The sequence below is a fragment of the Undibacterium sp. Tian12W genome, from assembly GCF_049339405.1.
GTDB lineage: Bacteria > Pseudomonadota > Gammaproteobacteria > Burkholderiales > Burkholderiaceae_D > Undibacterium.
The window spans coordinates 41,658-57,182 of record NZ_JBMPPK010000017.1 but is presented as its reverse complement, the minus strand read 5'-3'; the positions used below and the strand labels follow the sequence as shown (position 1 = coordinate 57,182).

Genomic DNA, 15,525 nt, shown 5'->3' with positions numbered 1-15,525 from the left:
TATTCTCCTCAGGCCAGAGTGGATGCAGCATCATGGATGGCAGCGCGAATGCGCACATAGGTACCACATCGACAGATATTGCCTGCCATGGCACCGTCGATATCGGCATCGCTGGGTTTCTTATTGGTTTTCAACAATGCCGTGGCGCTCATGATCTGGCCGCTTTGACAGTAACCGCATTGGGCCACATCATGTTTGATCCAGGCCGCTTGCACGGCTTTGCCGACCTTGTCCTGGCTCATGGCTTCTATGGTGGTGATTTTTTGCCCAGCGACCGAAGAGATGGGCGTGATGCAAGAGCGTATCGCCTGGCCATTCAGGTGCACGGTACAGGCACCGCACAATGCTGCACCGCAGCCAAACTTGGTGCCAGTCAGGCCCAGGGAATCACGTAGCGCCCATAGCACGGGCGTGGATGGGTCAGCATCTACCTGGTGTTCTTTGCTATTGATATTCAGTGCAGTCATGGAATAGTTCTCCATCCGGTGAGGTGGTTGCAGGGGCGGAACAGGGAAAAACGGGGAAAACAGAGCTGGCAAGTCTGGCAAACAGACTCATCCATATTTGGTTTACTTAACTACTATAGAATATTTTTAGCGTTTGGGTGTGAGAGACGAAAAAACCACGGAAAAGCTGTGTTTTCCGTGGTTTTTTGTTGTTCCAGCGTCAGAGACGCCTGGCTTTATTCGTATTTGCGGGCGTCGTCTATTACCTTGCCATCATTCGCCAGGCTGCCAACTGCAACAAATTGCACATCGCCACGCAATTTGGTGACATCGCGCAGGCTATCGACAATCGCGGCTTGCAAGGTGGAATTACCAGACACAGTTTCACAATGCAGGCTCATGACATCGTTCGCCATTTCGCCAGTCACCACCAACCTGGCCTTGCTGATTTCAGGGTGGCGCTTGACCACTTCGGCAACTTGTGACGGATGGACAAACATGCCCTTGACCTTGGTCGTCTGATCCGCCCGCCCCATCCAGCCCTTGATGCGCTGATTCGTACGACCACAGGGCGAGATGCCCGGCAATATTGCCGACATATCGCCAGTACCAAAACGTATCAGCGGGTAATCGGGGTTGAAAGACGTGATGAGAACTTCGCCGACTTCACCTTCCGCCACCAGGTCGCCCGTACCGGGGCGCACTATCTCTAGTATCAAATCTTCATCCAGTATCATGCCGGGATTGACTTGGCCATCGGTCACGCTTTCATAGGCAATATTGCCTATGTCGGCAGAGGCATAGATTTGTAATACCTGGGCTACGCCATGTTCCTGCAACCATTTGCGCAGCGAAGGTGGCAGGGCTTCGGCACCGACGATGGCGCGCTGTACGCTGGAAATATCGGCACCCATGTCCAAAGCTTTTTCCAGGATGATTTTCAGGAAACTTGGCGTACCTATATAGGCATCAGGCCGTAGTTCAGCCATGGCCTGTACCTGCATTTCCGTCTGACCTATACCGGCCGGGATGACGGCGCAACCTATGCGGGCAGCAGCACTCTCGACCATGAAGGCAGCAGGTGTGAAATGGTAGGAAAAACAGTTTTGCAAGAGATGGCCAGCCCGCAAACCTATCGCATGCATGGGGCGGGCAAAGCGCCACCAGTCCTGACCACGGCCTTCCGGGTCAAAAATGGGGCCGGGTGACATGAAGATATGTCCCATCTGGCGTGCAGGCGTGGTATTCAGGCCACCAAAGGGTGGCAAGGTTTTTTGCAAATCCTTGAGGTCGGATTTACGCGTCACTGGCAATTGCGCCAGTGCACTGCGGCTCTTGATGTCATGCGCATCCACCCCCTGTAATATCTTGCCCCAGCCTTCTGCAGTCTGGGCGTGGGCAATCAATTGCGGCAGCTTGTTCATCAGCGCTTGTTCGCGGCTTTGTGGATTGCGGGTTTCCAGGGCGTCCAGATAGTCACTCATGAGCATGCTCTATAGTGGGTTGATTTGTGTGCGTCTCAAAATGATGGATAGCGATGAGTGATGACTCAAGCCAGCCAACGCTTGCGTCGGCGATAAAATTTCATATCCTTGAAACTCTTGCGGCCTGCGCCTGAGACACCGAGATAAAATTCCTTGACGTCTTCATTGCTGCTGAGGTCTTTGGCTTCGCCTTCCATGACGACCCTGCCGTTTTCCAGGATGTAACCAAAGTCGGCGTAACGCAGGGCGACATTGGTGTTTTGTTCGGCCAGCAGGAAAGAGACTTTTTCCTGCACATTGAGGCTTTTGACGATTTCAAAAATTTCTTCCACCAGTTGTGGTGCTATGCCCATCGATGGTTCATCGAGCAAAATCATCGACGGCTTGGCCATCAGGGCGCGGCCTATCGCGCACATTTGCTGTTCACCACCTGAGGTATAACCGGCTTGTGAATTGCGGCGTTCACGCAGACGGGGGAAGTAGTGATACACCTTTTCCAGCTCACCCTTGAGCTCACTGCGCGACAGGCTGCGCGTATAGGCACCGGTCAGCAGGTTTTCTTCCACCGTCAAATGCCCAAAGCAATGGCGACCTTCCATGACTTGCGACAAGCCACGTTTGACCAGCTCATTCGGCGTCAGGTGATCAACACGCTGTCCGCGGAAAGTAATATCGCCCTTGGTGATATCGCCGCGCTCGTTACGCAGCAGTGTCGATATCGCTTTCAGCGTGGTTGATTTACCCGCGCCATTGGCACCCAGCAGGGCAACAATTCTCCCTTGCGGCACTTGCAGGGAAATACCTTTCAACACCAGGATCACGTGATCGTAGATGACTTCGATATTGTTGACGCTGAGATAGGCGATGTCGGTCGCTGCTGCCGTTGCCGCTTCTGCCGTGATGCTATGAACGCTCATGATCTTGATCTGCAATGATTTGTACAAAGGGGGGCGGAGGCACAGTCTGGCCTCCGCTGGTTACTGCTTACCGCTTACTTCAAACAGGCAGGCGTGATTTTTTTCTCAGCCGCATATTTGTTGGAAGACTCTTCCAGCATGGCGCGTGTCAAAGCCTTGTCACCGGTGACCCAGTTAGGTGTGATGGCTTTCCATTTATCACCTGTCCATTGCTGTACTTTGACAGCGCCTGAACCTTCATGGTCTTCGCAAGAAGTTTTTACAGGTGGGAACATGCCCATTGCACCCAAAGCTTTTTGACGTGCTTCATCGACGTTCAGGTTTTCAAAGCCCCAGCGGATTTGCTCGGATGTCATGAGCTTGCCCTTGCCGAATTTTTCCTGCGCTTTCAGGATGGCCTCTGTCCACAGGATGGCGGCCGTTACACCACGCATGTGGTACACAGAACCGACACGGGTCTTGTCACCTAGGTTACCTTTGCCAGCCGCATACACCTTGCTGCGGATTTCATCGAGCACAGGATAATTACCCGGTGTATTGAAAGTCATCGCGGTATAGCCTTTTGCTGCATCGCCAGCTGGAATCGCATCTTCTTCTGAACCTGCCCACCAGACACCCAGCATTTTCTCGCGAGAATAGCCATTGCGTTGCGCAGTCTTGATCGCCACTGCATTCATGACGCCCCAGCCCCACAGGATCACATAGTCAGGATTGGCCTGGCGGATTTGCAGCCATTGTGATTGCTGTTCATTGCCAGGATGCGCAACCGGAATCTTGATGAGCTCGAAGCCATATTGCTTGGCCTGTGCATCCAGTACCGGGATAGGCTCTTTACCAAAGGCAGAATCATGGTAGAGATGGACGATTTTCTTGCCCTTGAGTTTGTCCATGCCACCGGATTTGTCACCCAGATATTTGGTCATCGCCGCAGCCTGGTTCCAGTAACTGGTGATCAGCGGGAAAACATAAGGGAAGACCTTGCCATTGGCTGCATCAGAACGGCCATAGCCCAGTGTCGTCAAAGGGATTTTATCTTCCGCAACGCGGTCAAGAATACCGTAGGCAATGCCGGTGGACAGTGGTTCTACCAGTGAAGCACCGCCCTGGGTTTTTTTAAGGCGCTCATAGCATTCAACACCGCGCGAGGCATTGTATTCAGTCTCGCATTCTTCCCAGGAAATCTTGACGCCATTCAAACCACCCTTGGCATTCACCAGGTTGAAGTAATCGATGGCACCGCCGTAAAAGCCCGAGCCGCCAGCCGCGTAGGGGCCAACGCGATATGACAGGATGGGAATGAATTGATCATTCGCCTGGGCCGCATTGACAGCACCCAGGATTGCCGAGGCCATCAGCAGGGATTTAAGCAGTTTCATATTGTCTCCTTGTGGTTTTGGATGGATATTGCCTGATGCTTTTCTAGCTTTTCGTACAAATTTTTTACAAAGCTGAAGCATCTTTATTATGAACTCTCTTTACTAATGGTACTAATCTACTTGTAATGACTTAATGCGGGAAAGGCCAGAGGCGTAGCTTCTCTTTCGTTATCTGCCACAACCTCGCCAGACCATGTGGTTCTACAATCAGGAAGAAAATAATCAGTGCACCAAATACCATCAGCTCCAGGTTCGATGCCACATTGGTTGGCAAGGACAGACCATGGGCTATCAGGTTCAGCACGATGGGCAGCAAGATGATAAAAGCCGAACCCAGGAAAGAGCCCAGTATGGAACCAACACCACCGATGATGATCATGAACAGGATGCGGAAAGACAGGTCCAGGTTATAGGCCTCAGGTTCTACCGTGCCCAGATAGGCATAGGCATACAGGGCACCGGCAATGCCACAGTAAAATGAAGACACCGCAAAGGCCAGCAATTTGGTACGCATGAGGCGAAAGCCGATGACTTCTGCCGCCACGTCCATGTCACGCACCGCCATCCATGAGCGACCCACGTTCGATCTCACCATATTCTTGGCCAGCATGGCCATGACACAGACTACTGTCAGCGTCAGCAAGTACTTTTTAACTGGTGTATTGATTGCCATGCCAAGTATCACCATTTCTTGCGCTGTGATGACGCCGGAAGAACTGTAATTGGTAAACCACTGTATCTTGGTCAGGCACCAGACCACGAAAAATTGCGTTGCCAGTGTTGCTGCAGCCAGATAAAAACCGCGTATGCGCAGTGACGGCAAACCAAAGGCAATCCCCACCATGGCTGCCGACAAACCACCGAGTACAAAAGCCAGCAAGACCGGGATGCCGGGTATGCGCAAGACAAAGTTATAAGAAGCAAAAGCACCCACCGCCATGAAGGCTGCTGAACCCAGCGACAATTGACCTGCATAACCAGTCAGGATATTCAAGCCCAGTGCTGCCAGCGAGAAAATCAGGAATGGGATAAAGATCGCTGAAAATGCATAATCGGTTGCCAGCCCGGGTACGGCAACAAATGCCGCGATAAGGACAATGGCAATACCGATACGGTCTTGCCGTATCGGGAATATCTGGTTATCTGCCTGATAGCTTGTTTTAAACTGACCTGCTTCACGGTAGAACATTGTTCTTCCTCTGCTAATGATGCTTGATTATGTTGAACTGCAGGACATTAAATCCTGCGTATGATTTTTTCACCAAACAAACCTTCGGGCCTGACCAGCAGGAACAACAACGCCAGCACATACGGGAACCATCCCTCTATGCCACCACCTACCAGCGGGCCTATATACACTTCTGCCAGTTTTTCAGATGCACCGATAATTAGACCACCGACTATCGCGCCAGGGACGGAAGTAAACCCACCCAAAATCAATACCGGCAAGGCTTTCAAGGCGACAAAGGTCAGAGCAAACTGCACACCATTACGCGCGCCCCACAACAGGCCGGCAACCAGAGCAACAAAGCCAGCAACCGCCCAGACTATGCCCCAGATTTGTTGCAGCGGAATACCAACTGCCAGCGCCGCCTGATGATCATCTGCCACTGCACGCAAGGCGCGGCCTATCTTGGTTTTGGAAAACAGCAGTGCCAGACCAGTTACCAGCAAGGCACAGATCAACGCGGCAATCACATCGAATTGCGATACCAGAATATTGAATTTCTCCATGAAATATTCTATCGGTACATCGTCAATAGGCAATGTCAGTTTGTGCGGTTGTGAACCCCACAGCAACTGCGCCAGACCCTCAATGAAAAAGGTCAGGCCTATGGTCGCCATGAACAAGGTAATCTCAGGCTGGTTGACCAGCGGGCGCAACACCACACGCTCGATTGCCAGCCCCAGTGCCACCATCACCAGCATGGTCAGCGGTATCGCCAACCATAATGACATTTCAAATTTCTCGGTCAGACCTACGCAGGTCAGAGCGGCAAAAAACACCATCGCCCCCTGCGCAAAATTGAAGACGCCCGAGGCTTTGTAAATCAATACAAAACCCAGCGCCACCAGTGCATACATCACACCGGACAACAAGCCACCGATAAACACTTCAAAGAAAAAACTGATATTCATTTCTAGCTTTCGGCTTACATTAAGCAAACATGAATGTTGAACAAAAAGACCTCTCAACACAGAGACACTGAGACACAGAGAAAGGCAAGAGAAAAACAAGAACAGATTTTCTCTGGTTTTTCCTCTGTGTCTCTGTGCCTCTGTGGTTAGTGGTTTTAAGGTTTTGCATCTTTAATGTGCAACTCCCAGATAAGCGTTAATCACTTCCTGATTCGCCAGCACTTCCGCAGGCGTGCCATCACCGATTTTCTTGCCGTAATCAAGCACGACCACGCGGTCTGAGATATCCATGACCACGCCCATATCATGTTCAATCAAAACGATGGTGGTGCCGAGCTGGTCATTGACATCAAGGATGAAGCGGCTCATGTCCTGTTTTTCCTCGACGTTCATACCCGCCATAGGTTCATCGAGCAATAAAATCTCAGGCTCGGCAGCCAGCGCACGACCCAGTTCCACGCGTTTTTGCAAACCATAGGACAAACGGCCTACCGGTATCTTGCGTATGTGCTGGATTTCCAGGAAGTCGATAATTTCTTCGACTTTTTCACGGTGGGCAATTTCTTCTTTTTGGGCAGGGCCCCAGTACAAGGCCTGCATGAGGAAATTGCTTTTCATTTTCAGGTTGCGGCCTGTCATGATGTTGTCGAGCACGCTCATGCCTTTGAACAGGGCGATGTTCTGGAAAGTTCTGGCGATGCCGCTCTTGGCTGCCGCATAAGTATTCATGTCCTTGCGATGCTGGCCGCGGTAAGTGATGTCACCTTGCTGCGGACGATATACCCCATTGATGACATTCAGCATCGAGCTTTTGCCAGCACCATTCGGGCCTATGATGGCGCGTATTTCATGTTCCCTGACGTTGAAGGAAATATTCGTCAAGGCCTTGACGCCGCCAAAGGCCAGGGAGATGCCTTGCAAGTCCAGGATGACTTCACCGATTTTTCTGTTGTCTGCCATTTATGTATTCCTTATGCAGCCAGCTTTTGGGCAGAAAATGTTTTGACATCGCTGATATGCAAATCGGCACTGACCTTGCCCTGGCGGCCATCTTCAAACTTGACCAGGGTTTCTATGAATTGCGAACGCTTACTGGAATACAGTGCTTCTATCAACACCGCATATTTTTCCGCGATGAATTTGCGCCTGACTTTACGGGTGCGTGTCAGTTCATCGTCATCAGGGTCGAGTTCCTTGTGCAGCACCAGGAAGCGGTGTATTTGTGTACCGGCCATCAAGTCTTCACTGGCGAGATCAGCATTCACTTTTTCTATGCACGACAAAATCAATTGATAAGTCTCGGCCTTGGCTGCCAGGTCGGTATAGCCAGAATAGGCAATGCCACGTCTTTCTGACCAGTTGCCGACTGCTTCCATATCGATATTGATGAAGGCACAAACAGTGTCACGCTCATGACCAAAGGCCACGGCTTCCTTGATGAAGGGAAAGAACTTGAGTTTGTTTTCTATGTAGTTGGGCGCGAAGATATCGCCCTGTTTCATCTTGCCGACATCGGCTGCGCGATCGATGATTTTCAGATGTCCATCCTGATCAAAAATGCCTGCGTCACCAGTGTGGAAATAGCCTTGCTCATCCATGACTTCTGCCGTTGCATCGGGACGTTTGTAGTAGCCCGTCAGCATCGCATCTGACCTGACCAGCACTTCGCCATTTGGCGCGAGCTTGACTTCAACACCGGGGGCAGCTGCACCTACGCTATCAAACTTGATCTTGCCATCTGGTTGCAGGCAGACATAGGCGCAGGTTTCAGTGGAACCATACAATTGCTTGAGGTTGACGCCGATAGAACGATAAAAACGGAACAGGTCAGGGCCGATAGCCGCACCGGCAGTGTAGGCGACGCGCACACGTGAGAGACCGAGTACGTTTTTCAGCGGGCCATAAATAAGTAGATTACCGAGTGCATATTGCAGGCGGTCCATACCGCTGACGGTTTTGCCATCAAGTATGTCAGAACCAACACGGCGTGCCAGGTCCATGAAGTGGGCAAACAGTTTGCGCTTGATTGTGCCTGCATCTTCCATGCGTATCATGACCGTGGTCAGCATGTTTTCAAACACGCGTGGCGGGGCGAAATAATAAGTAGGGCCGACTTCACGCAAATCCGTCAGTACAGTTTCGCTGGACTCAGGGCAGTTCACGGTAAAGCCAGCGGCCATGGCCTGGGCGAAAGAAAACAGATGATCACCTACCCAGGCCATTGGCAAGTAAGACAGGATATCTTCGTCTGCTGTGAGTTCGTCAAATTCCATGCCGCCCATTGCCGCAGTCATGAAAGAACGGTGTGACTGACAGACGCCCTTGGGCTTACCTGTCGTGCCCGAGGTATACAGCATGACAGCCGTGTCGTCAGGCTGGCCAAGCTCTACTTCTTTCATGAAAAAATCGGGATGGGTTATATCGTAGGCACGTCCCAGTTCCTGCAAGGCAGCATAGGATGTCAGCTCAGGCTGGTGATAATGACGCATGCCGCGGTCATCATCAAAAGCAATGTGTTGTATGCCTGCATACTGCTGTTTGATTTCTAGCAGCTTATCAACCTGTTCCTGGTCTTCTACTATCGCAAAGACGATTTCGGCATTTTCCAGTACATAGGTCATGTCGGCAGCCGGGGCATCCTGATACAGGGGCACGGGGATGCCACCCAGGCATTGCGCGGCAGCTATGGCCCAGTACAGGCGGGGGCGGTTATCACCGATGATGGCGAGGTTCATGCCGCGTTTGAAACCCTGTGCTGCCAGGCCGCAGGCGAGGGCGCGCACTTCGGCATTGACCTGTTGCCAGTTCCAGGTTTGCCAGATACCCAGGTCTTTTTCCCGGAAGGCCGGATGTTGCGGCCGTGTTTTCCCATGCTGCAATAACAGCCGCGGGAAAGTCGAATTCGCTGCTTCTTTTTGTTTCATGTCTCCACCAGCCTGTTGTTTTAGGGCCTGCTACTTGTGAGTGTCCTGATGCGCCCTTACTGCTTGCTTACTATTTATTGATTGCTTATGTGCAGAGGGGCTTTTACGGTAGGTATTGTAGTGGCAAGATGTAGTGATTTGCTCTTGCGATGCCTGCAGTCTTCGCTGCAATGGACAAGTCGCTTACAATGTCTCCGTAATTCTTTTTGTTGAAGCGATAGTAGTCCCTTCAAGGGCCGGTGGTTGTCATTCGACTGACAATCTGAAAAATTGAAGCAATTATCTGTGGTGCGTTGCACAAATATGACAAAAAAAATCAGCGACCCTAAAGAGCGGTTTGCCAAGTCCCTGTGGGCCAGTATGCTGTCGCCAGAACATATGCAAAAAGTGGAAGATGAAGTCGTAGAGCGTTTCATTCCCGCAGGCGCTTATGTTTGCCGCAAGGGCGATCCGGTAGAGCACTGGATGGGTGTCATCGACGGCTTCCTGAAAATGAGCAGTATTTCACCTGACGGCAAGACCGTGACGTTCAGTTGCATGCTGGCGGGTGGCTGGTTTGGTGAGGGGTCGCTACTGAAGACTGAACTGCGTCGCTATGATGTGGTGGCCCTGCGTGATACCCGTGTCGCACATATGCCACGTGCTACTTTCACGTATTTGCTGGATAACAGCATTCCTTTTAACCGCTTTCTCCTGCATCAGTTAAACGAGCGTCTGGGGTTTTTTATCTCGCTGGTTGAATATGACCGCATGCTCGATCCCGATACCCGCGTTGCCCGTTGCCTGGCCGCGATGTTCCACCCTTACCTGAACCCCGGTTTGAGGGATGGCAGCAGTATGCAAATCCAGATATCGCAGGAAGAGATAGGCTATATCTCCAGTGTTTCGCGCCAGCGTGCGAACCAGGCCTTGCAATTGCTGGAAAAGAAAAATTTGCTGAGCGTGGATTATGGTGGCATCACCATCCTCAATCTTGAAGGCTTACGCCGTTTCCCGGAAGAGTAAGGCATGAAGTCCCTGAATATCATTGGTGCCGGTAAGGTCGGCAAGGTACTCGCCAAAAATTTCCAGCGTCAGCAACAGTTTGCCATACAGCAGGTCTTGAACCGCAGTCTGGCCAGTGCCGGCGGTGCCGTGGCCTGGCTGGGTGTCGGGCAGGCCGTCGATGATATAGCGCAACTGCAAGCCGCCGACGTCACCATGCTGACTGTCAGTGATGACCAGATTGCCAGTGTCTGCCAGCAACTGGTGGATGCCGGTTTGTTGAAGGCAGGTAGTGTTATTTTCCATTGCAGTGGTGCCAAGGCATCGACAGAGTTGCAGGTGGCACAACAGGCAGGTGTGACTGTTGCCAGTGTGCATCCTGTGCGCAGTTTTGCCAATGTCGATCTGCTGGCAAAACAATTTGCCGGCACGATATGCAGTCTGGAAGGTGATGAGGCCGCGCTGGCCGTATTGGTGCCTGCCTTGCAGGCCATAGGCGCAGAGACAGTGATTATTCAGGCAGACAATAAATTGCTGTATCACGCAGGTTCTGTATTTGCCAGCAATTATTTGGTGACGCTGATGGAAGTTGCCTTGCGCACGTATCAAGCGGCGGGCATACCCGCTGCGATCGCGCAAAAGATGGCGGCCCCGCTGGCAAGGCAGACGCTGGAAAATGTCTTCAATATGGGCACGGAGGCGGCGCTAACCGGCCCTATTGCCCGTGGTGATATGCAGACAGTCGCTTTACAGCAAAGCAGGCTCAGCGATTGGGATCACCAGGCAGGCGACTTGTATCAGGCATTTACGCAGCCTACCATAGACCTGGCGGCTGCACGAAATTCTCACTCAGAGAAATAAACGCTGTTACGGCCATTTTCCTTGGCCTGATACAAGGCCAGATCAGCACGCTCGAATACGCTGGCTTCGCTTTCCTTGTCCTTGCATTCTGCGACACCCATGCTGACGGTAATCGACAGGCGGGTGCGTGTCAGGTCCGTGGTCCGTGAAAAGTCATTATTGGCGATGGTATTGCGCAGGTTCTCGGCAATCGATGTGGCTTTTTCCAGCGTGCAGTTCTTCAACAAGATCAAAAATTCTTCCCCACCCCAGCGGCAAATGATGTCGCTTTCGCGTAGCGAGCGTTTGGATATCTGGGAGATTTCCTTGAGTACATGGTCACCCACCAGATGGCCTTGCTTGTCATTCACTTTCTTGAAGAAATCAATATCCAGCAAGACCACGCACATGGGCTGGCGCGAGCGTTCGCTATCAAGCAGGGCTTGCTGGAAGACAAAATCAAAGGCCTGGCGGTTCAGCAAATTGGTCAGGGTATCGGTAGAAGCAGATTTTTCCAGGCGTTTTTGATAGCGCCTGACTGTCAGCAACAAGATCGCCAGGATAACCAGAGTGATGCCAGCGCTGATGGCGATATTGATGAGGAAGATATTCTGCAGCGGTTTGATTTCCCCGCCCACTTCCTGTTCTACCAGCAAATACCAGCCCAGCTCGGGGATGAAGCGCGCATTGACGAGTATGGTTTCATTCTCGCTCTTGTATTCCAGGTGCTGGGATTCACTCTTGCGATTCGCCAGGATTTGCGGCGCCAGGTTGCTCAGGCCGGGCATATTGCTGAGGTTGCTGCGTATCTTTTTCATGTTGTTGCCCGCCAGGGCAATATTGCCTTTTTGGTCGACGAAAAAGATATTCCTGCGAAAGCGCGTCTGATAACTGTCTATCAGGGTTTTCATGGTATCCAGCGTCATGCCTATGCCGGTGACGCCGATGAACTTGCCTGAATAATCAAGGATGCGGTAATTGATGAAGATGGTCATGGTGTCGCGATTGGCCATGTCGATATCGACATTGGTTTCATAATCGCTTTTCAAACCGCGTACCCGGAAGAACCATTGGTCACGTGGTTCGGTATCGCTGATGGTTTTCAGGACGCCATCAGCATGGTAATAATTACGGGTATGGTCAGATATCAGAAAACTGGAAATCGCATGGTTCTTTTGCTTGATTTCTTTCAGGTATTTGACGATCTGGTCCTTGTCTTCTTCACCATTGATGATCCAGTCACGCAAAAAAGTATCATGCGCCATTTGTGACGAGACAAATACCGGGCGCAAGATATCTTTCTGGATTTCAGAATAAACATTGTCACCAGTGATAGGCAGGGTTTGCTCTGAGATGCCTTGTTGGATGGCATCGCGGGAGACGACAAAAGATGCCACGGTCGTGGAGACAAACCCTGCAATCAGGATCAGGGATAGCCAGACCAGCAGACCGTATTTTTTTAACATTTTTTGCATGAATGATAGACGGAGCATGAGCATGAGGTTTGCCGCAAGATAATACTATAAACCCATGCAAATTCCGTCCAATTAGGCAGCAAATCACAGACTTGAGCTGGTTTAGGCTGCCTGAAGATGCAAATGACCTGTGTAGCCGCTGGGTTTCATACAGAGTGGCAGGATTTTGGCAGAAATGCAGGCTTTTTTTGGGGGCAGGAATAAAAAATGCCGCTGTCAGCGGCATTTTGTGAGTTTTGTGAGGCTAGAGGTTCGTAAGCAGGATCAAGGACGTGGCGTCAAAGATACATGGATACGCAGGCGTGAACCTGGATCATAAGGCATGACAGAAGTATAAGTACGGTTATGGTACTCATAGGTCACGGCATAGCCATTGGTACGAGTTTCCCAGCTATCAATATTGCGGCACTGACGTACAGGACGGCTTTCATAGACAGGCTGGTTATTATAATTGTTGCCGTTATTGCCATTGTTGTCGACACGGTCACCAACGATGGCACCAGTTACAGCACCGACCGCAGCTGCAGCAATACGGCCATTGCCGCCACCCACCTGGCTACCCAGCAAACCACCAGCCAGGCCGCCTATGATGGCACCGCCATTGCTGCGTTCTGCCTGTTGCTGGCGTGGATAATTGCGCTGGCTGGTTTCATATTCGGTACGGCATTCCTGGCGCGGCACATTGACTTGCTCAACTTGCGGGGTGACGCTGACAACGCGGGCATAATCATCAAAGTCGGCAGCCTGTGCAGCAGGAACAAGGGCGCTGGCAGAAAGTGCCAGTACGGATGCAGCCATGGAGAATTTTGTGAATGTCATTTTTTTACCTCTTTCGATTTGGATCATGTGATCAACATTGCCTTGGCCTCTGAATTTGTCAAAATGGCAAAAACGGGCAGCTGGGTTCTGGTAATTCTGTATATGTCCTGTGATAGTCTCTTGCTAGTGTGTATATAACGCCCTGACCATAAAAATAGAAGACATGAAAATGTAAGTGTCTGTTTCAATGTACTTTTGGTATTGTATTCTTGTACTTTACACCATTGGCCTCATCTATGCCGCTCGCATTCCCCTCATCTATACCCTTTACTGGAGAATTTATGCACTTGCAATGGACATCCTGGTTAACGCTTGCAGTACTCGGCATGTATGTCTGGAATGTGATGACCGTAGGGCGCTTGCGCATGAAGCTGGGGGTCAAGGCACCGGCCATGGATGGCCCGCCAGAATTCCTGCGCGCTGTAAGGGTGCAGAGCAATACGGTAGAGCAAATGGTTTTTTTCTTCCCGGCACTGTGGTTATGCGCGATATGGGCTAGCGACATACTGGCAGCTTCTCTGGGCCTGGTGTGGCTGGTAGGGCGCATCATGTATGCACTGGCTTATCTGCACGAGGCTGGCAAGCGTTCCACGGGTTTCTTGATTTCTGGTCTGGCTGCAGTTGCGCTGTCGCTGGGCACGGTGGCTGGTTTGACTGGTTTGACGGGTTTGATTGGGGTGCTGAAATGAAAGATAAAATCCTTTCCAGTTCTGCCCGTGCTGCCAATGGGCCCGGTCAAACTAATCAGCCGCTAACGGCATCCGCATATGCCTCATATATCCTGATGGGTATCGCCTTGCTGCTGGTCTTAAAGGCCGGTTTGCTGGTGGCCCTGTTTTCTGGCTTGCTGGTGTTTTCCATCATCCATGTGCTGGCACCTGCGATTGCCCTGCGTTTCAGACACAAGCAGCCGCGCATGATTGCTGTGGTATTTTTATCTTTCATCCTGATTACTGGCCTGATCCTGATAGGCTGGGGCATCCATGCTTTCTTGCGCAGCGATGCCGGCAACCTGCAAAACTTGTTGCAAAGACTGGCGGATATCATTGAAGCTTCGCGCCATCAATTGCCAGAGTGGGTGAGTACTAACCTGCCGGAAGATGTTGAATCTTTAAGGGAGATGATGACGCACTGGCTGCGCGAACATGCTGGCGAGGCCAAGCAGATAGTGCCAGAAGCCGGTCATCTGATCGTGCACCTGTTGCTGGGTATGATCATAGGCAGCATGGTTGCCCTGCGTGATGTCACCGGTGACAGTAACCACAAACCCTTTGCTGCTGCCATGCTGAGCAGAATCAGTAATCTGAGCCAGATATTTCACAAAATCGTGTTTGCCCAGGTGCAAATTTCCCTGATCAATACCGTGTTTACGGCAATTTACCTGGCTGCTATCCTGCCTATGGCTGGCGTGCACCTGCCATTGACCAAGACCATGATCGCCATTACTTTCCTGGCGGGGCTGATACCGGTTGCGGGTAATATTATTTCCAATACCGTTATTGTCATTGTCGGTTTATCACAATCATTAAACGTGGCGATAGCATCCCTGGTATTCATGATAGTCATTCACAAGGCAGAATACTTTTTGAATGCACGCATCATCGGGGCACAGGTCAATGCCCGGGCCTGGGAATTGCTGACCGCTATTCTGGTCATGGAAACCCTGTTTGGTGTTCCCGGTGTGGTTGCGGCCCCGGTGTTTTATGCTTATATCAAGAAAGAGCTGAGTGACCGGGGTCTGGTTTAAATTTAATGCACAAGCAAAGTAGCTATTTTTTCATTTCAAAGAGGTAAATATGATTTTGGAGTTAGCCGATCTGCGCATACAAGCTGGCAAGCAAGCCGAGTTTGATGTCGCCATACAACGCGGTCTTGATGAAGTCATACGTCATGCCCAGGGGTTTCTCGGTTTCAAGGTGCAAAAAGGGATAGAGTCGCCAGAACGTTACCTGCTCATGATTTATTGGGCAACGCTGGAAAACCATACCGTTGATTTTCGTGAGTCTGCAGCATTTGCAGAATGGCGTGCCATCGTTGGACCGTATTTTGCCAGTACCCCTGTGGTTGAACATTTTGATCTTTTAGCCAAGTCTGAGTGATTTTTTTGCGTAGCCTGGGATA

At 51.1% G+C, this 15,525-nt stretch carries 15 protein-coding genes; 5 read left to right on the top strand and 10 right to left on the bottom strand.

Annotated elements, in window-relative coordinates; all coding sequences use genetic code 11:
* Nucleotides 1–8 precede the first annotated feature (8 nt).
* The 8 genes from ACO0LI_RS21015 to ACO0LI_RS20980 form a co-directional block, all read right to left on the bottom strand.
* Complete coding sequence (locus ACO0LI_RS21015) at nt 9–467, bottom strand: (2Fe-2S)-binding protein (protein ID WP_162061216.1); 459 nt, start codon at nt 465–467, stop codon at nt 9–11.
* A 215-nt stretch (nt 468–682) separates the two neighbouring features.
* Nucleotides 683–1,930 carry a phenylacetate--CoA ligase family protein gene (locus ACO0LI_RS21010; RefSeq protein WP_423035023.1) on the bottom strand — a complete coding sequence of 416 codons (1,248 nt, stop codon included), beginning with the start codon at nt 1,928–1,930 and terminating at the stop codon, nt 683–685.
* Between the two features lie 65 nt (nt 1,931–1,995).
* Nucleotides 1,996–2,847: an ABC transporter ATP-binding protein gene (locus ACO0LI_RS21005; protein WP_423035021.1), complete on the bottom strand. Its 852-nt coding sequence runs from the start codon at nt 2,845–2,847 to the stop codon at nt 1,996–1,998.
* A gap of 74 nt (nt 2,848–2,921) precedes the next feature.
* Complete coding sequence (locus ACO0LI_RS21000) at nt 2,922–4,223, bottom strand: ABC transporter substrate-binding protein (protein ID WP_162043829.1); 1,302 nt, start codon at nt 4,221–4,223, stop codon at nt 2,922–2,924.
* A gap of 130 nt (nt 4,224–4,353) precedes the next feature.
* Nucleotides 4,354–5,412, bottom strand: coding sequence for a branched-chain amino acid ABC transporter permease (locus ACO0LI_RS20995; RefSeq protein ID WP_422951945.1), 1,059 nt, complete (start codon nt 5,410–5,412; stop codon nt 4,354–4,356).
* A gap of 47 nt (nt 5,413–5,459) precedes the next feature.
* On the bottom strand, nt 5,460–6,356 hold the full coding sequence (locus tag ACO0LI_RS20990; RefSeq protein WP_211324411.1) for a branched-chain amino acid ABC transporter permease: 897 nt from the start codon (nt 6,354–6,356) through the stop codon (nt 5,460–5,462).
* Nucleotides 6,357–6,533: 177 nt separating this feature from the next.
* Nucleotides 6,534–7,322 (bottom strand): ABC transporter ATP-binding protein, encoded by a 789-nt coding sequence (locus ACO0LI_RS20985; protein ID WP_110257595.1) that lies wholly within the window; start codon nt 7,320–7,322, stop codon nt 6,534–6,536.
* Between the two features lie 11 nt (nt 7,323–7,333).
* On the bottom strand, nt 7,334–9,286 hold the full coding sequence (locus tag ACO0LI_RS20980; protein ID WP_423035019.1) for an AMP-dependent synthetase/ligase: 1,953 nt from the start codon (nt 9,284–9,286) through the stop codon (nt 7,334–7,336).
* Between the two features lie 303 nt (nt 9,287–9,589).
* Here ACO0LI_RS20980 and ACO0LI_RS20975 point away from each other — a divergent pair, with 303 nt between their 5' ends.
* Nucleotides 9,590–10,291 (top strand): Crp/Fnr family transcriptional regulator, encoded by a 702-nt coding sequence (locus tag ACO0LI_RS20975; RefSeq protein WP_162043824.1) that lies wholly within the window; start codon nt 9,590–9,592, stop codon nt 10,289–10,291.
* Between the two features lie 3 nt (nt 10,292–10,294).
* Nucleotides 10,295–11,131: a Rossmann-like and DUF2520 domain-containing protein gene (locus ACO0LI_RS20970; RefSeq protein ID WP_423035017.1), complete on the top strand. Its 837-nt coding sequence runs from the start codon at nt 10,295–10,297 to the stop codon at nt 11,129–11,131.
* Here ACO0LI_RS20970 and ACO0LI_RS20965 read toward each other — a convergent pair.
* Both ACO0LI_RS20965 and ACO0LI_RS20960 read right to left on the bottom strand, forming a co-directional pair.
* On the bottom strand, nt 11,116–12,576 hold the full coding sequence (locus tag ACO0LI_RS20965) for a sensor domain-containing diguanylate cyclase (protein WP_423035015.1): 1,461 nt from the start codon (nt 12,574–12,576) through the stop codon (nt 11,116–11,118). The genes ACO0LI_RS20970 and ACO0LI_RS20965 overlap by 16 nt on opposite strands.
* Nucleotides 12,577–12,849: 273 nt before the next feature.
* The gene (locus ACO0LI_RS20960) at nt 12,850–13,404 is read right to left on the bottom strand and encodes a glycine zipper 2TM domain-containing protein (protein ID WP_423035013.1); all 555 of its coding nucleotides are present in this window, start codon (nt 13,402–13,404) and stop codon (nt 12,850–12,852) included.
* Nucleotides 13,405–13,685: 281 nt separating this feature from the next.
* Here ACO0LI_RS20960 and ACO0LI_RS20955 point away from each other — a divergent pair, with 281 nt between their 5' ends.
* The 3 genes from ACO0LI_RS20955 to ACO0LI_RS20945 are packed head-to-tail and all read left to right on the top strand — an operon-like array spanning nt 13,686 to nt 15,503.
* Nucleotides 13,686–14,093, top strand: coding sequence for an MAPEG family protein (locus tag ACO0LI_RS20955; RefSeq protein WP_423035011.1), 408 nt, complete (start codon nt 13,686–13,688; stop codon nt 14,091–14,093).
* Nucleotides 14,090–15,151, top strand: a complete 1,062-nt coding sequence (locus ACO0LI_RS20950) for an AI-2E family transporter (protein ID WP_423035009.1) — start codon at nt 14,090–14,092, stop codon at nt 15,149–15,151. Before ACO0LI_RS20955 ends, ACO0LI_RS20950 begins: the two co-directional genes overlap by 4 nt.
* A 49-nt stretch (nt 15,152–15,200) precedes the next feature.
* The gene (locus ACO0LI_RS20945; RefSeq protein ID WP_423035007.1) at nt 15,201–15,503 is read left to right on the top strand and encodes an antibiotic biosynthesis monooxygenase family protein; all 303 of its coding nucleotides are present in this window, start codon (nt 15,201–15,203) and stop codon (nt 15,501–15,503) included.
* The last annotated feature ends 22 nt before the right edge of the window (nt 15,504–15,525 follow it).